The sequence below is a fragment of the Termitidicoccus mucosus genome, assembly GCF_038725785.1.
Taxonomy (GTDB): Bacteria; Verrucomicrobiota; Verrucomicrobiia; order Opitutales; family Opitutaceae; genus Termitidicoccus; species Termitidicoccus mucosus.
In genome coordinates, this window is record NZ_CP109796.1 from 1,318,822 (window position 1) to 1,336,302 (window position 17,481).

8 protein-coding genes are annotated in these 17,481 nt (G+C 59.8%); 1 reads left to right on the forward strand and 7 read right to left on the reverse strand.

The genetic code is table 11. From position 1 onward, the window contains the following. Positions 1-72: 72 nt before the first annotated feature. Positions 73-1,731, forward strand: a complete 1,659-nt coding sequence (locus OH491_RS04400; RefSeq protein ID WP_068769157.1) for an arylsulfatase — start codon at positions 73-75, stop codon at positions 1,729-1,731. A 147-nt stretch (positions 1,732-1,878) separates the two neighbouring features. Here the strand turns inward: OH491_RS04400 and OH491_RS04405 are convergent, their stop codons facing one another. The 7 genes from OH491_RS04405 to OH491_RS04435 all read right to left on the reverse strand — a co-directional run bounded on the left by OH491_RS04405 (position 1,879) and on the right by OH491_RS04435 (position 17,394). Continuing rightward, a complete protein-coding gene (locus tag OH491_RS04405) occupies positions 1,879-3,708 on the reverse strand; it encodes an arylsulfatase (protein WP_068769156.1) in 1,830 nt (609 codons plus the stop codon). 274 nt (positions 3,709-3,982) lie between these two features. Further along, the gene (locus OH491_RS04410; protein WP_068769155.1) at positions 3,983-4,639 is read right to left on the reverse strand and encodes a response regulator; all 657 of its coding nucleotides are present in this window, start codon (positions 4,637-4,639) and stop codon (positions 3,983-3,985) included. A 61-nt stretch (positions 4,640-4,700) separates the two neighbouring features. Next, positions 4,701-6,413, reverse strand: coding sequence for an arylsulfatase (locus tag OH491_RS04415; RefSeq protein WP_068769154.1), 1,713 nt, complete (start codon positions 6,411-6,413; stop codon positions 4,701-4,703). A gap of 1 nt (position 6,414) precedes the next feature. Beyond that, positions 6,415-6,663 carry a hypothetical protein gene (locus OH491_RS04420; protein ID WP_068769153.1) on the reverse strand — a complete coding sequence of 83 codons (249 nt, stop codon included), beginning with the start codon at positions 6,661-6,663 and terminating at the stop codon, positions 6,415-6,417. Between the two features lie 49 nt (positions 6,664-6,712). Further along, a complete protein-coding gene (locus OH491_RS04425; protein WP_068769152.1) occupies positions 6,713-8,122 on the reverse strand; it encodes a sulfatase family protein in 1,410 nt (469 codons plus the stop codon). Between the two features lie 17 nt (positions 8,123-8,139). Next, complete coding sequence (locus OH491_RS04430; RefSeq protein WP_084441891.1) at positions 8,140-11,037, reverse strand: TonB-dependent siderophore receptor; 2,898 nt, start codon at positions 11,035-11,037, stop codon at positions 8,140-8,142. 96 nt (positions 11,038-11,133) lie between these two features. Then, a complete protein-coding gene (locus OH491_RS04435) occupies positions 11,134-17,394 on the reverse strand; it encodes an autotransporter outer membrane beta-barrel domain-containing protein (RefSeq protein WP_068769150.1) in 6,261 nt (2,086 codons plus the stop codon). Between the last annotated feature and the right edge of the window lie 87 nt (positions 17,395-17,481).

Below are 17,481 nucleotides of genomic sequence, written 5' to 3' on the forward strand. Positions count from 1 at the left end.
TGAGATGCGCACGGTTCTCGTCTGTTTGGACGATTGCCCGCACCCGCGCCCTCATCGTAATCTGTGAGCATCATGCCCCCTAAAACACTGCTGACCACCACCGGCCTCCCGCTCGCCCTCGGACTCACCGCAAGCTGCCTCTCCGCGCAACAAGCGCCCGAGCAGCCGCCGCGCCCCAACATCGTCCTCATTCTCGCTGACGACCTCGGTTACTCTGACCTCGGTTGCTACGGCTCGGAAATCTCCACGCCCAATCTCGACCGTCTCGCGCAAAACGGCATCCGCGCCACGCAATTTTACAATCAGGCCCGCTGCTGCCCCACCCGCGCCGCGCTCCTCACCGGGCGTTATCCGCACCAAGTTGGCATCGGCGACATGATTGACGACTATGCCGCAGCAACCCGCGCCGCCGCCAACAGCCCCGCCTACCAAGACCATCTCGCCATGAACTCGCCCACTATTGCCGAAGTGCTCCGCACCGCCGGCTACACCACGCTCATGTCCGGCAAATGGCACCTCGGCAAACGCCCCGAAGAATGGCCCGTGCGCCGCGGCTTCGACCGCTCGTTCGTGCAAATTGATGGTGCGATGAATTACTACGGCGGCGATTCCGGCAACGGCCCACGAGCCCGCATGGCCATCGACGACAAACCGTGGACGCCTCCTCGCGACGGCTTTTATTCCACGGACGCGTTTGCCGAACACGCCATCGAGTTCGTCAACGAAACCATCAAAAACAAATCCGCGAAACCATTCTTCCTCTATCTGCCCTTCAACGCTCCGCATTGGCCGTTGCAAGCGCCCGAGGACGAAATCGCCAAATACAAAGGCAAATACGACATCGGCTGGCACGCCGTGCGCACGCAACGCCTCGCGCGCATGAAACAACTCGGCATTATCGCCAACTCGCAAGACATGGCCGCCACCGACCGCGGTAACAATAAGCCTTGGGATAAACTTACTGACAAAGAACGCGCCGAGTGGGCACGCCGCATGGAAATTTACGCCGCGCAAGTCGAACACATGGACCGCTGCATTGGAAAACTCCTCGACAAACTCACGCGCCTCGGCGTCGAAAAAAACACCCTCGTAATTTTCATTTCCGACAACGGTGGCGCGGCCGAAGACCCGAATCGCAGCAACAAAAACGTGGCCATCGGCCACCGCGATTCGTTCCGCGGCTACGCGCGCCCTTGGGCGAGTGTGAGCAACACGCCGTGGAAACGCCACAAAACCACCGCCTACGAAGGCGGCATCAGCACGCCGCTCATCGCATGCTGGCCCGCCGGCATTGACACGGCGAATAACGGCAAACTCGTCCGCGAACCCGCGCATATCATCGACCTGCTGCCGACATTCATAGTGCTGAGCGGCGCGGAATATCCGGCAAACGCCTCGGGCAAACCCGAAGGCAAAAATATTCTGGCGATGCTGCGTGGCGGAACGGGCAATCCCGACCGCATATTCTGCTGGGAACACGAAGGCAATCGCGGCATCCGCAAAGGAAAATGGAAGCTGGTCTCGTCCCCCGCATCCGGCCCGGCGGGCAAGGCGAAGGAAAGCGAATGGGAGCTTTACGACATGGAAAACGACCGCATCGAGTCGAGGAACCTTGCGAAAGAACGCCCTGCCGTCGTGAAGGATTTGAAAATCGCATACGATCACTGGGCCAAACGCTGCGGTGTGATTGCGCACAACGAACTCGTCGTGAAAAAACGAGCGGCGAAGTAAACGCGACCGGGGCACGCTTGCGCAAGGAGCGGACGTTTCATCACCAAACGCCTATTCAATGCACGCGCATATGCGCATACGCACGGGGTTTTATGTAGTAGGCTGAGAAATTGGCAGCCTGCGCTACGTTGGCAGGGCGCAGCAGCTTTATGGCAGGCGAGTGAGTTCGACGTATTTCACGCCGCGGACGGAGAGTTCGGTTTTGACTGTGACTTCGAATCGTCCGTCGCGCGCTGGGAGGGCGATGTTTTTGAAAACGAGTTCGGTATCGCCTGCGGCGAAAAATTTGCGGAGCCCGCGAGCACCGGGAAATGCGATGCTTGCCTCGCCATCTTTCTTGAATGGGTCGAAATATATTTTGATGTCGTAGCGAGCGGCGGTGACAACGCTGATTTCCCAGAAGCCGTGGCCGGCGGGGCTCCAGTTCGCCTTCGGGCCGCGCCAGTCTTGGCGCGTGAGGAGCACGGGGTTTTCTTGCGGGGCACCGACGGTGATACGTTGCGGTTTGTCGAAATCACGGTTGCGAAGAATGTTGTCGAACCAGGTGTCGTAGGTTTTTTTCATCTCGGCGACGCGGCCGGGATGTTGTTCGGCGACGTTGTGCATTTCGAAGGGGTCGGTGGCCATGTCGAAGAGCATGAAGTTGGTTTTGCCGTTCCAAGTTTCCCCGCCGCCTCCGAGAGGCTGCACGAGTTTCCAGTTTTGCGTGCGCACGGACATAGTGCGGTAGCGTTCGGGCGTGTCGCCGCGGTGCCATTGGAAAAAGAGCGCGCGGTCGGGCCAGTCGGCGGCAGTTTGCGTGCCGCGCATGAGCGGGACGAGGCTGCGTCCGTCAAACGTCGCGGTGGTTTGTTGCGGCGGTTGCGCGGCGGCAAGGTCAAGGAGCGTGGGCGCGAGGTCGATGACGCTGGCGATGGGCGTGACTTGCGTGCCGGCCTTGAGTTGGGCGGGCCAGCGGATGAAGCAGAATTGGTGGATGCCGCCTTCGAAGGTAGAGCCTTTCCAGCCGCGCAGGCCGCCGTTGTAACCGGCGTGCTGCTGGCTGCCGTTGTCGGAGAAGAATACGACGATGGTGTCGTCGGCGAGTTTGAGTTCGTCGAGTTGGGCGAGGAGGCGTCCGATGTTGTCGTCTATGTTTTCCACCATGCCGTAAACGCGGGCGAGTTCCTCGGGGTTGCGCTTCGTGGGTATGGGATTGCCCGCGGCGGGATATTTCGCTGGGTCGAAGGATGCGGGCGGATAATGTTTGCGATATTCATCGGGGACTTGGTGCGGCGAGTGCGGACAGTTGAAGGGGAGGTATACGAAGAAGGGTCTGTCGCGATTCTGCTCGATGAACTGCATGGCGGCGGCGGTGATGACGTCGCTGACGTAGCCGTCGGTCGTAATCCATTTGCCGTTGTGGAGCATGTGGGCGTTGAAGTAGGCACCGAGTTCGTCGGCGGGGTCGGGGGCGTCGCTAGGCTGGCCGAGCCCGCCGCCGTTGAGGACGAGACTTTCTTGAAAACCTTTGTCCATGGCGCGGCGCGGGTAGTTGTCGCCGAGGTGCCATTTGCCGAATATGCCGGTGCGATAGCCGTGGTCCGCGAACATTTGCGCGAGGGTGGTTGTTGACGGGTCCATCATGGAGCGCCCCATCCAGGTGTCGGTGAGGCCGCTGCGGTAGTAGTCGCGCCCAATCATGAGGCATGCGCGCGTCGGCGAACAGACGGGCATGGTGTTGAAGTTGACGAGCGAGACGCTTTGGCGGGCGAAACGGTCGAGGTTGGGTGTGCGGATGACCGGGTTGCCGGTTGCGCCAAGTTCGGCATAGCTTTGGTCGTCGGTAAGGATGACGATGACGTTGGGCGATTTTGGATTTTGGATTGCGGATTTTGGATTATCGGAAGCGGCGGGAGCAGCGAAGAGGGGGAGTGCGAGTGGCGCGGCGAGGAGTGCGGCGGAAGATTTTGCGAGTATGCGCGTGATGTGTTTCATTTTTCGAAAAGTTGGTGCGGTCTGTTGCAGAACGTGCCTGTGACACTGAAGGTCTAGAAGGTGCCACACCGCCGGAAACGCGCCGTGCAAATACGAGTTGAACTTGGCATGGTGCGTATGCACTTCCTGCGCAAACCATCGCGTTTCTTTCGACGACATGTTCACGCCGGTCTGCACGCCAAGCATGGAATCGGTCTGTTTGGGGCATTTGGAGCGGGGGCCTGTGCGCGCTTCAGCAGTTTGACCGCAACACAAAACTCCATCACGACTGCGGCTATGTACCGCGCGACGAGGACGCCCCCATCACTTTCACGACGGCCTCGGTGCGCGAGCGGACATGGAGTTTTTCGTAGATGTGCCGCAGGTGCGTGCGCACCGTCGGGATGCTGATGTTGAGCTTGTCCGCGATTTCCTTGTTCGCGAAACCTTGCGAGAGATACTGCAGCAATTCGTGCTCGCGTTCGGTGAGCGTCGCGGTCGCAGCGGCGGCATCAGCGCTCGGCGGTGGTTCGCGAAACGAAAATACCACGCGACGCGCGATATGGCTGCTCATGGGCGCGCCGCCTTCGTGCGCTTCCTTAATCGCCGTGAGCACTTCGTCGGGTTTGGAACGTTTGATGAGATAACCGCTCGCGCCGGCCTTCAGCGCGCGAAAGATGAGTTCGCCGTCCTCATACATCGTCAGGATGATGATGGGGGTCGAGGGCAGGAGCGCACTCATGCGGCGCGTGCATTCGATGCCGGTCATCACGGGCAGATTCAAGTCCATGATGATGACGGCGGGTTTGAGTGGCGGGAGTCTTTTGAGCGCCTCCTCGGCGGACGCACATTTCCCCACACATTGAAAGCCGGGCGTGTCGTCGATGATACGCGCAAGTGTGTTGCGCAAAACGAGGTCGTCTTCAACTATGCCAACGGTGGTGATGCTCATGGGTGGGCGTGTTTTGGTGTCGAACAGTTATTCAAACTGGAAGTCTGCGCTACAAAAAACGTCAGTTTGCGGCGGGTTTAATCGGACGGGCGGGCGGAAGTTTTCCGCGAGCAAGGACTCCACAACGCTCCGCCCAGGCATCGTAGAGATCGGCGAGTTCTTTCACTTTTTGCGGGTTGGCAGCGGCGAGATTTTTTTGCTCGGTACGGTCGTCTGCGATGTCGTAGAGCTCCCACGGTTTTTGATTTTGCGCGACGAGTTTCCATTTTCCAAGGCGCACCGCGCGGTTGCCTTCGTGCTCCCAGAAGAGCGGTGTGGCGCGCTCGACGTCGCCTGTCGCGTTGGCAAAAATGGGTAGCAGGCTTGCGCCTTCGAGTGGCTTGATATCGCGGCCTTCGTAGGCCGCGGGATGTTTCGCACCGGCCGCATCAACCAATGTGGCCATGATGTCGATGATGTGCCCGGTGTGTGTGGAGATAGTGCCGGGTTTTTGTATTCCGGCGGGCCAGCGGGCGATGAGCGGCGTGGCGATGCCGCCTTCGTGCGTGAAGTGTTTGTAGAGGCGGAAGGGCGTGTCGCTGACGTTGGCCCAAGGGATGCCGTAGCTTTGCCACACGTCCTCGGGGCCTGCAAAAACAGAACGGTCGTTATTGCCGATGCGCACGGGGCGTCCGTCGCGCGTGCGGCTGGGAACGTCATACCATGACGGGTGAATGCGTTCGTCGCAGGCGCCGTTGTCGGAGAGAAATATGACGAGTGTGTTTTCGTCGAGACCGAGTTGCTTGAGGCGTATGCAAATGCGGCCGATGCCGGTGTCCATGTTTTCAACCATCGCGGCGTAGGTGGCCATGCGGTTGGCTTCCCATTCCTTGTCGCGCACGTTGTCCCATGCGCTGACGCGCTCATCGCGCGGCGAAAGCGGGTAGTTTTTGTCGATGATACCCATGTCGATTTGGCGCTGATAACGGGCGGAGCGGAGCTTGTCCCAGCCGTCGAGATAGCGTTTGCGATATTTCGCGATGTCGGCTTCGCGCGCTTGCAGCGGCCAGTGTGGCGCAGTGTAGGCGACGTAGAGAAAAAATGGGTTTCGTTCGCCAGCATCTACTTTTGCGTGGCGGTCAATTTCCGCAACAGCGCGCGCGGAAATGGCGTCGGTGTAATAATAATCGCGCGGCTGCGGCGTGAGAATGGGCGTGTTGCCTTCCGTGAGCGAGAAGGGGTCGTAGTAACTGTTCACGCCGTGGATGGTGCCGTAGTAATTTTCAAAGCCGCGCTGTAGCGGCCAGGTGTTTTTATTATCCCAGAAGGGCGTTTCGACTTCGCGGTTGAGTTGTTTTTTGCCGTCGAAATATATGTGTGCGACATGCCATTTTCCGACAGCGGACGTGCGGTAGCCAGCGAGCCGGAGTTCTTCGGCAATGGTGAGCGCGTTTTTGCTGAGTTCGCCTCGGTAGCCGGGGACGCCGCGGTCATCCATCATATTGCCGATGCCCGCTTGGTGCGAATAGAGGCCGGTGAGGAGCGACGCGCGCGTGGGACAGCAGCGGGGCGTGGTATAGAATTGCGTCATGCGCAGGCCGTCGCGCGCGAGGCGGTCGAGGTTGGGTGTTTCGATTTCGCCACCAAAGCAACCGATGTCGGAGTAGCCGAGGTCGTCAGCGAGAATGAGGACGATGTTGGGGCGAGACGGTTGCGCGACATTCGCAGCGGAACAACCAAGTGAAGCGCCCAGCATGGCGGGAATGGCGCCAGTCAGCAGTTTTCGGGTAATCATTTTAAAAAATATTATAAGGACGGTGTGGCGCCCACAATCGTCCAAAGGGATGAACGATTAAAAGGCCTTGGCTTGCGACGATTTCCTTTTGTTTTGGCAGACAGGTGCAGCCATGAATCAGCTTGCCGAGAAACGATATACAGTTGAGCGTAACCTTGGTTTCCCTGGTGTCGCGGGGCGCGGCGTTCCCGGCCTTTCCGCTCTGCGCATGGCGCGTGCGCGTTGCGCAGAACACGGAGAGTAACAGCATCACGGGAAATCTTATGGGACAAATCATGTTTTATTGTCGCAGCTAACAATCATTCTTCGCCGACGCTGTCGCCGGCATTTTTCCAAATGTGTTTCAATGCTTCCATTTCGGTAGCCTGACCTTTATCTCCCTGCGATTTCATCCAAGCGGCAAGCTTGTCGCAAAGGATGCCGGCACGGTTCTTGAATGCGGGGTCGTCGATAAGGTTGCGCATGTTCCAAGGGTCGTTTTCGCAATCGTAGAGTTCCTCGGCAGGGCGGTGCTGGTAGAGTTTGGTCATACCCACGGCTTGGGCGCTGCCGTTGCGGGCGGCTGCAAGCCACTCCCCATACCATGGGGTTTTGATGGCGGTGTTTTTAAAGGTGACACCGGGTGTGAGGTTGCGGACGTAGCGGTAGCGTTCATCGCGCACGGTGCGAATACCGTAGTAATCGGGGCCGCCATGAATGCCTCGCGAGGTTTGCAAGGCAAAGACGTGCTCCTTGTGCTTGTTTGTTTTGCCTTCGAGCATGGGAAGAAATGAACGCCCGTCGAGGTCGTCGGGCGCTTTGATGCCCGCTGCGTCGCAAACGGTGGGAATCATGTCGATGTATTCCACAAGCGCGTCGGATTTGCTGCCAGGCTTGATGTGTCCGGGCCAGCGAATGACACAGCCACTGCCGACGCCGGCATCGTAACATGTCCATTTAGCGAACGGAAAACTGCTGCCCTGCTCGGTGAGAACAATGACGATGGTGCTGTCGGCAAGACTGTGTTTGTCGAGCAGTGCGAGCATATCGCCGACCTGCCCGTCGAAATAGGTAATCTCTGCGAGATAACGCGAGTAAGCGGCGCGCGTTTTGGGCGTATCGAAAAAGTTGGGCGGCAATTTGAGTTTGGCTGGCAGGTATTTCGATGCGTCGCCTTTATTCCAAGGCTCGTGCGGTTCGTGCGAACAGACAAAGAGGCCGAATGGTGTTTTGTTTTTTACGCAGTCGCCGAGAAACGTGTCAATGGCGGTGAAATCTGGATTTTGTCTCGGACGTTTGTTTTCCGGAATGGGGCGAGTGGAGAGGTATTCAAACGGAAATGCAGCGGGTGGATTGATATGCGTTTTCCCGGAGAGCGCGGCGCGGTAGCCAGCGCTCCTGAGCCAGCTGGCAATGCTGGTGACACCATCGCTAACGTATGTGTGGTTTGGATATGCGCCAGTTTTCACGGGATACTTCGCAGTGAAAAGCGCGTGGCGTGTGGGCGAGCACATGGGCGACGCCTGAAAGCAGCGCGTCAAGTTCATGCCCTCGCCGGCGAGACGCATCAGGTGCGGTGTTTTTGCGGGGCCGCCGTAAATTTCGGTGTCGTATTTGGTGCAGTCGTCGGCGATGACAAGAACTAGGTTGGGCGAATCAGGAGCGGCTCGCGCGGCCATTGCCGAGCTAGCAGCGGCAATGACAGCAAATGAGATAAGCGCGGGGCGCATGGATAAAAAATTCGTCCTTAAAAATTCAGCGTCGCGGTGAGGCGGATGTTGCGCGGTTCGTTGAGATAGACGCGATCGGAAACGTCATCGGTTGTGTAGCGGGCAACAGTAACGGTATCGTTATTGCCGATGTTGCGCACGTTGAGCTGGAGCATGAGGTTGGACTTCATCCATTTCACGCGGCAGCGGTAAGTCAGGAACGCATCGAAGAAGCACAAATCCTCGCCCGTAGTGATTTCGTTTTCCGCAGCAGTGGCGCCGAGTTTGCGAACATAGGGGGCGCTTTGGTAGCGCACGCCGCCGCCAATGGTGAATCCTTTCAGGATACCTTTGGAAAATTGATAGCGTCCGGTGGCGGTGAACTTGTGCGGGCGCGAGCCGAGCGGGCCGCTCTGGCTGTAGATTTGGTTTTGGAGCCGCGTGTAGGTATTGTCCACCTTGGCGTTGATGGAGTCGATGAGCGTCTGGTCGCCTTGCGCGAGGGTAATCCACTCCGGCGTTTTCGCGTCCCAGTAGGCGTAGATTTCCTGAAAGATATTTGTGCGGTTGCGGTCGGAGTAGGAATAGTTGGCGCGAATGGAAATGTTGCGCGTCGGGTTGGCGACAAACTCGACTTCGTAGCCTTTCGTGTGCACGTCCACCATGCCGGCGTTGTAGAAAACGAGGTCGTGGTCGTATTGGGACTGTGTGATTTTTCCAGCGGCGAGAAGTTCGCTGTAGATGTCGATGAGGTTTTGCCCGCCGAGAATAGTCGAGGTATTGCTGGCGGTGCCGTTGGGAACGATGGCGGCGTCACCAAATTGCCGCGTATCGTAATGCGAAGCGCGGACGAAGTAACGGTCGTCACCAAAGAAATCGAGCATCACGCCGAAGTCGCGGCTCCTGCCGCCGGTGGGAGGCGGAACATCGCCGTCAGGCAGAACAGTGCGGTCGAAGCGCGGCGCGGATTTGTTGGAGGATGCATTGGCAAAAAGCGAAATGCGACGCGAGATGTGATAGACCCCGCCGGCAGTGAAGGTGCCGGGCTGGTATTTGTTCACGACATAGGTGCCGAGCGGCGCCCATTCGTTGAGAACCTTGCGGCCGGAGAGAACGCGTGGATCCGCGGCCGAGGTGATGCGAGCCTGGTCTTCATTGCGAAAGGTGATGTCGTCTATGCGATAGCCAAACAGCGTCACGAGTCGGTTGTCGAGCCAGTAGCTTTGCAGCGCGAGCATGTAGGAGTTAATGGATTTTTTGGTGTGCGTGTAGGCTTTTTCGCGCGTGACGTAGGTGGTGTGGTAATAATTGTCGCCGATGGAAAACCCGGGGACGTCGATTTGCGCATTGCCGGAGTAATAATTTTTGTAATCGCCCTCGGCAAAATAATGGCGGTGATTGACGAGATTCACGGTGTTTTCGGGCGTGGCCTTGTTGGAAATGGCCTCGTTGTTGTCGTTGGCGAAAATCTGAATCCGGTAATCGCGCACCAATTCATTTTCGGAATGCTCGACCAAGCCGGCGAGACGGTGCCGGCCCCAATATTTGCCGAGTTTGAGTTCCCACGCGGCGGTGAGGCGGACGACATCGTTGGTGTTGGTGACCGTGTCGCGTATCCACGGCGATTCCATGTAGAATTGGCCAACGCGCGGATTCGGCATGGTCGAGCTGCCGATGGTCACGGTTTCATTTGGGTCGGCGTAGAGCGCCGTCTGTCCGTCGGGATTCGAGGAGTTGGCGACGACGTCGTTGCGGTTGTGGAAATAGCCGAACTCCAAACTCACCGGGCCCGCCCGTTGTTCGACGATGGCGGACCAGCTTTCAAACTTCTGGTTCCGTTGCCCGCCGGGGCCGACGAGGTTGACGTCGTACGGCATGATTGATGGCGGAACGAGCGCATCGCTGCCAGCAACGCGCGCACTTCGGAGCGCGCTCCTTTCGTTGAAAACGATGCCGTTGTCATCCTCAAAAACAGTGTAGCGGTTCGCGGTCGTGCTGTATTGCCCCATGCCGTCGGGTATCACTCCGCCGGTCACGCCGTTTGTCGTGGGTCGTCCGGCAGCAAGCCAGCCGGTGATTTGGTCAATCGCGTTCCAAGTGACGTTGGTGCTGTTGTCGAAGACTCCGGCTTCGTAGTTGAGATGCACGACGGTGTTTCGGAACGGCTTTATCATGACCGCCGGCGTAAAACGTTTCTGGTCGGCGAACTGCCACTCGCGCCATGTGCTGGAGTTTTGATACAAGCCCATCAATCGGAAGGCAAGTTTGCGAGGGATGAGAACCCAATTCTGGTCGAGCATGAGTCGCTCAAAGTCCCACGAGCCGTAAACATTCGTGATGCTGGTGGAATTGCGTGTCGTGCGGGCGCGTTTGGTTGAAAACGCCACGCTGCCACCCGCGTCGGCCATGCCGAAAAGAATTGAGTTGGGGCCGCTGGCGACTTCAACGCGCTCCGTGTTGTAGAAATCTGCGGGGATGGCCGAATCAACGTAGTCGCGCGATGCGCCGGCGGTGATGCCGCGTATGCGGAAGCGCGCGTTGGTCGTGCCGGCGAAGCGGCCCGATGAATTGTTGAAGCCGTTGGTGCCGTCCTCGGTGTCGGTTTCGACGTTGCTCGCGTAGGTGAGCATTTCTTCGAGGCTGGTCACGCCCATGTCGGACAAAAACTCCGCGGTGAATGGCGAGATGGCTGCGGCGGTATCCTTGAGCGATGTTTTCAGGCGGCTGCCGCTGGTGGTGTTTGTCGCTTGATAGCCGGAGTCGTCGCTCGCCTGCACGGTGAAGACGGACATTTCGACGATTTCGTCGGTGGTTGACGCTGATGTTTTGGGCGTTGTGGTGCCGGTTGCAACAGGGGCGACCGTTTGGGCGTGCGCGAACGACGTGAGCGCAAAAAACGCCAATGGGATCGCAGTGAGGATATTTCTGGGTAACATGGCAAAGAAAGTGTGATCGCGTATTCAGCGCGGGGTGCTAAACCTGCCTTCTGTTTTTCAGGCAGACTTGGCTGTCTGCGCCACGATGCGCGGGGTTTACCAGCCGTAGTGGACGCCGAAGTTCAGTCCCCACGGTTTTACGTAATCATCGGCGGTGGCGGTTTCCAAATCGAAATAGAGTTGGAATTGTTTCGCGGACGGTTTCCATGCGAAGCCCGTACCGCCTTCGAGGCGGTCGCCTTTGATTGCGGGCAGGAAACGTTGCGGCTGGCCGCCTGCGGGCGTGGCGATGACGGCGCCGCCGGTCGTCCATTGCGATGCACCGTAGGCTTTCACGTAAACCTGGAAATATTTGTCCACGCCGGCTTCGAAGAGACGCCCGAAGACAAATCCGACGCGGCCTTGCGCAGTATTGCCGGTTTCGAATTGCACCTCGATGCCGGAGCTCGTCGTGTAGCGTTTGCCCATGAGCTGCGTGTAGGCACCTTGGATTTGCGGCTCAATATACCAGCCGGAGTCGATTTCAAAACGCTTGCCGAGTTCGAGCGAACCACCGATCGCGTAGGTGTTGTAATTGCCGGTCATCGTTTCGCCGGTGGGCGCGACGGCGGTGAAGTCGTTGTCGAAACCGTTCACCTTGAGAACACCGTCGAGATACCAGCCGCTCTTTGTGCAAATAGTTTCGTAGATGCCGCCGTGGATACTCTGGCCGGATGCCTCTCCTGCGGAACCAAAATCACGATCGGTCTGGCCATAGCCGAAGAAACCGCCGATGTAGACGCTCGTTTCGCCCGCACTGCGGAGTTTGTAATCAACTCCCGCATCGACAACGTATTGGCGCTCGTCGAAGGCGAGTCCGGTGACGCCCGCGCCGAAGTCGAGTTGCTGCCCGTAGGCGCGCATCCACGCGGATGGGCGGCCTTCGGGGCCGCGTTTGTCGAGGTGCAGTTCACCGAGGCGCTGGCTGACAGTGTTCAACTCGGAAAACCAGCTCAGCGGGAGCGCGCCCGCCATGGCGTTGATGACGGAGCCTGCGTTGCTCATCGCGCCGGTGCCGGTGATGTTGACGACGAGTTTGCCACTTTCGGTGCCTGTGGTGACAGCGTAGGAGAACATGCCGACGTCGATTTTGCCTCCGGGCAATGTGAAGGTGGCAGTGCCGCCTGCGGGCGCGTCGATGATGGTGAGCGGCGCGGAGTATGTCGTGGGCACGGGGCCGGTGTTGTTGATACGCAGCGTGTAGTCGCCGCTGGGAGTGGTGAGAATGGCGAGGCGGTCGTTGCGGGCACGCGCGAGGTTGGTGTTGAACCAAAGCGTGCCGCTGCCCGCCAGTGTATTTACCGTGGCGGTCTTGAACGAAGCGCCGCCGGTGCCGCTCGATGCGAAACCGAACGTAGCGTTGTTCGAGAGTGTCACGTTGCCGAGCATCGTGGTTGGCGCGCCGAGATTGAAGCGTGCGGCGTCGATGGTAAGCGTGCCGTTGGGCGTGCCGAAGGCGATTGGCAGGAGACCGTTGGCCGAGGTGATGTTGGTGGCCGCACCGGTGATGGCGATGTGGTCGATGGCGACCGATGTGCCGGAGAATGTGTTCGCGCCGGCGGTGATAGCGAGCGTGCCAGAGCCGGCGAAATTGTTCGCGACGACGGCCGTGCCCGCACCGGTGTTCATCTCGAAGATCGCGTTTGCGGCGACGGTGACGTATCCGGTGCCTGCGCCGTTTGATTTCGTGGCGACGTAACGGCCTTCAGTTACGTTAACAGCGGCGGCAGCGCTCGCGCCGTTGTTCGTGAAGGTGCCGCTGCCGAGTTTGGTGAATGTGAAAAGTCCGCTGCCGGTGACATTGACCGCCGCCCATGTCGTGGCGACGCCGGCGTCGGTGACGACAGTGCCGTCGGTGCGGAGCTCAATGGCGCGTGTGGTGGTGAGGCTGCTGCTGATTTGGAGCGCGCCGCCGTTGAGAACGACTTCGCGCTTGGCGGCGATGTCGCCGAGTTGCATGTCGGCAGTGACGCGAAGCGTGCCGCTGTCGATGCGTGTGTAGCCTTTGTAAATGTTGGTGCCGGAGAGGACTGCGGTGTCGTTGCCCGCATCGATGACAACAAACACGCCGGTTTTTGTGCCACTGCCGATGGCGAAAGTCGTGGTGCCGGAGCCGACGCGCACGATGTCGTTTACGCCGATGACGCCGCTGGATGCCGCGTTTGCGCCCCGGATGATTTTGAGGCCGGCCCAATCGTTCGATGTGGAGCCGGTGGTGTCGAGCGCCTGCGCGTCGGAGAGGTCGAGCCAGCCGCCGTTGAGGACGATGGTGTTTATGACGGCGGCGGCATCCGTGCCAGAGATATTGCGGAACATGACGAAGCCTTGGTCGATTTGCGTGGTACCCGTGTAGCCGAACGAGGGCGCGCCCTCGAAGACGAGGTTACCCGCACCGATTTTCAAGAGGCTGGCGGCACCGGTGTTGGATCCGGTAAACGTGAGGGCATTACCTGCGGCAATGTCGGCGGTCAGGGAGCCCGCAAATGTGGCCGCGCCGGCGAGCGTGGCGTTGGGCGAGCTACTCGTGAGCGTGCCACCGGAGGCGAGCTGCAGGCTGGCGATGTTAAGGATGCCCGCGCCTACGGCAATGACGTCGCCGGCTGATGTGCGCACCATATTCAAACTTCCGATACCGGAAAGGCGCGTATTTGCCGCGAGGTTGACCGTGCCGCCGAGGCTCGCGCCCGCGAGGCGGAATTCACCTGCGGAAATATTTGCGACCAGGTTCGAGGTTGTCGCAGCGCTGTTGCCGGAGAGCGTAAGCGTGCCCGTGCCGGTTTTGACGAGGGTGCCGCTGGCGGCGGTGGCGGAGAGGGTGCCGGTGAGCGCGAGGTTGTTTGCGCCGAGGGCGAGTGCGGCCGTTTTGCCGGCGTCGATGGCGATGTTGGCTGAAAGCGTGAGTGCGTCGGCTTGGGGAGCAAGTGCGGTGTCGCCCGTAAAGCGGATGCCGCCACCGTTGAGTTGCGCGCCGTCGGTGAAGGTCACCGCGCCGCCGCCGAGTTCGATGCCGTTTTTGAAATTGTTGGCCGCGTTGGTGAAGGCGAGCGTGCCGGAACCGTCTTTGACGAATTTGCCGGTCGCGCCGGTGAGGGTGCCGGAAATGACGCTGGCGGCGTCGGCTGTGATGCCCGAGCCGGCGAAGGTGTAGTTGCCGGAGCCTTGTATTTGAATATCGGACACGGTCACGCCTGTGCCTTCGATGGTGATGGAGCGATTGCCAGGGCTGGCAGTGTCGGCAGTGCTATCGAAGATGACGCGGTCGCCGTTGGCGTAAAGTGTCACGGCGGCGCCATCCGTCCAGTTGGCGCCGATGGAGGACCAAGTGGCGCTGGTCGAGCCGGTCCAGCGGAGGATGCGCGACATGTCCGCGCTGGCGTTGAGGAGGAGATTCGTGCCGCTTGCCGCAATCGTGGCGGTTTGACGGGAACCGGCAACCTGTGCGACACCGCCGATGGTGACTTTGGTGCTGGCGACGTCGAGCGCGGCGATGTTGCCGAGCGCGAATGTGCCGGATTTGAAGGCGCTGATATCGATGGTGTTGCTGCCGCTGATGGTGAGCGTGCCGGTTATGTTGAGCTGGTCGCTGACGTTGCCTTCGAAAAGGTCGAAGCGGACGGTGGACGAATCGAGCGTGAGGTTGCGAAGCGTGAGCGTTTCGGCAGCGGTGTGCGTCGAACCGGGACGGATGATGGCGCCGGCCGCTGCGAAAATGTCTCCTGTGGCGGCGCCGATGCCGGCGAGCGTAGCGCCGGTGGCGATGTCGATGCGTCCGCCGAGTTTCGCGGCGGCGGTGTCGAGGCTGAGCGTGCCCTCGCTGATGTGGGTGGCGGCGGCAGCATTGATGGCAGAGTTGTCCTCGGTAAGCTTGAGCGTGCCGGAACCGGTTTTGGCGAGCGTGCCGGTGGCGGCGATGCCCGTGAGGATGCCGCTGTAGGTGAGCGTGTGCGCGGCGGTATCGAGCGTGGCGGTTTTGCCGGCGTCGATGAGGAGGTTGTTGGAGAGCGTTAGATTGTCGGCATTGGCGCGGAGCGCAGCGGCGTCGGTGAAATGGATGCCATTGCCGCCGTCGCCGAGTTGATTGCCTGCGGTGAAGCCGAGTGTGCCGCCGGAGATTTCGATTCCGCCGACGAAGATGTTCGTGCCGGTGTTTTCGAAGCTGAGCGCGCCCGCGCCGACCTTGACGAGTTTGCCAGTGGGCGTGGTGACGAGCGAGCCGACGCTGCTGGTCGTGCTGGTGACGATGCCGCCAGAACCGACGAATGTGTAGTCGTTGCCGACGGTGTTATCGACGGTGATGTCGGCGGCGGTCACACCGGCGGCGTCGATGGTGACGGTTTTCACGGTGGCGGTGTCGTCGAAGCGGACACGGTCGCCGTTGATGAAGGCGTAATCAGGCGTGGCGGCGTTGCCGTCATACCAGTTGAGATTGGAGCCGGAATCATTTTTCCAAATGCCGCCGCCTATGCCGGTCCAGGCGGTGGCGAGATTTTGCGTGGTGAAATTAATCCAGAGTTCCTTGCCGGAATTCTGATAGTCTTTCACCGCGCCGAAGTGTCCGGCAGGGGCAAGTCCGTTGACGAGCGGATTGAGGTTTGCGGTGAGCGCGGTGATGTCGCTGGTCGCGGTGAGGACTTTGTAGGAGCCGTTGCCGGCGCCGATGAGGTTGAGGTAGGCGCTGCCTGTGAGCGCGAGCGTGTCGACGGCAAGCTGGTCGCTGATGTTGCCCGCGAAGAGGTCGATGGCGATGGTTCCGCTGTTGGCAATCGTGAGCGGTGTGCTGGCGGCAAATGTGAGTGTTTGCGCGGAGTTGGCGAGCATGCCGCCTGCGGGGTCGTCGGCGACGAGCGAACCGACATCGACGAGCAAGGCGGTGATTGCGCCACCAGCGTCGATGGTGCCGTTGCCGGAAATGCGCACGCCGTTCGTGCTGTAGTTGTGCGTGGTGGCTTGAAGCGCGAGCGTGCCGCCGCCGATGACTTCGAGGTGCGCGTTGTCAGCGAGCGTGATGGTGTTGGCGCGAATGGTGCCGTTACCGGAGAGCGTGGCCGGGCCTGCGAGGATGAAGTCACCGATGGTGTCCGAGGTGCCATAGGTCGCGCGGCGCGTGAGGCGGAAAGCTCCGGAGTTGATGGTCGTGGTCGCAGTCACGGCGCTGGTGAAGGTGTCGAGGAGCACGATGCCGTCGCCGTTTTGCGTGATGGTGGCATAGGCGGTCGCGTCGGTGGTGTTGATGGGGTCAAGGAGCGCGATGGTGTGCGCGTTCGCACCGGTGCCGGTGTTGAAGATGAGGCTCGGTGTTGTTGTCGGGCTGGTGCGGATACTGATGGCATTGCGCGTCGCAGTGGTGGCGGTGTTGCTTTGGTTGCCTTCAAACCAGATGTCGCCGAGCGAGGCATCGAGGGTGAGCGCCGTCGGAGTGGCCGCGCTAAGGTCGTGGAAGATGGCGCCGCCGTAGCCGCCCGCGCTGTTGTTGATAAACGTGCTGGAGCCGACGATGGTCGCGTTGCCTTTCACATAGATGGCACCACCGCCTCCGTCTGCCGAGATGGACTTGTTATTTTCAAAATACGCGCCTTTTTGAAAATCAAGGTGACCAAAGGCGGAAACGGCACCGCCGAATGAACCGGATTCGTTCAATGCAAATGTTGAACTGCCTTGGAAGGTGATTGTTCCGCTTCCATTATGAATGTGCGTCGCGCCGCCGTTTTGCGCGGCTGTGTTGCTGGTAAAAACAACGGTGTCCATGAAGGTCACGCCGGGACTGCCCACGCCGATATTCACCCCGCCGCCCTGAGCGCCCGCGTAGTTGCCCGTGAAGCTGACTTTGCCGCCGAAGACGAGGAGATTCGTGCCAACTTGTATGCCACCACCGTTGCCAGCGGCCCAGTTGTTGTTCACCTGAAAATCTCCGTTTATGGTAGCTGTGCCAGCGCCACCGTTGCTGAAAAGGATGCCGCCGCCCATCTGTCCCGCGGTGGTGATGGTCGCTGACGAGAGGATGATGTGATCGAAGGTCACAGTGAATGTGCCGTTGTTAATCTGCATCAGTCGTGAGTTGGCGGAGTTCACCGTGAGCGTGCGCCACACGTTGTTGTCTGACGAGACGATGCTGGAATATCTCGCGGCCATGGCGTATTGTGCGGTGCCCACCGACGCGTCACCTTGCAACGTGATGGTGTCGCCCGCCGTGAGCGTAGTGGCGGTCGGCAATGTTCCACCTGCGGCCACGGTGTGGTCGGCGGCGCGGGCGCAAATCGGCGCGAGGACAAGCAAGCCCGCGATGAGCGCGGAGGATTTCGATAAGCGTAGGGTTGTCATGGGGGCTGAAACAAATCAGGGATAGGTTGCTGGGTTGTGGGAGCGGACGCACTATCCCGGAAATGTCATTTTGAGTAAATCGTCCAA

Excerpts from the sequence above, each read along its gene's own strand:
- OH491_RS04400 (WP_068769157.1), top strand. The coding sequence starts at position 73 with ATGCCCCCTAAAACACTGCTGACCACCACCGGCCTCCCGCTCGCCCTC.
- OH491_RS04405 (WP_068769156.1), bottom strand. The coding sequence starts at position 3,708 with ATGAAACACATCACGCGCATACTCGCAAAATCTTCCGCCGCACTCCTC.
- OH491_RS04410 (WP_068769155.1), bottom strand. The coding sequence starts at position 4,639 with ATGAGCATCACCACCGTTGGCATAGTTGAAGACGACCTCGTTTTGCGC.
- OH491_RS04415 (WP_068769154.1), bottom strand. The coding sequence starts at position 6,413 with ATGATTACCCGAAAACTGCTGACTGGCGCCATTCCCGCCATGCTGGGC.
- OH491_RS04420 (WP_068769153.1), bottom strand. The coding sequence starts at position 6,663 with ATGCTGTTACTCTCCGTGTTCTGCGCAACGCGCACGCGCCATGCGCAG.
- OH491_RS04425 (WP_068769152.1), bottom strand. The coding sequence starts at position 8,122 with ATGCGCCCCGCGCTTATCTCATTTGCTGTCATTGCCGCTGCTAGCTCG.
- OH491_RS04430 (WP_084441891.1), bottom strand. The coding sequence starts at position 11,037 with ATGTTACCCAGAAATATCCTCACTGCGATCCCATTGGCGTTTTTTGCG.
- OH491_RS04435 (WP_068769150.1), bottom strand. The coding sequence starts at position 17,394 with ATGACAACCCTACGCTTATCGAAATCCTCCGCGCTCATCGCGGGCTTG.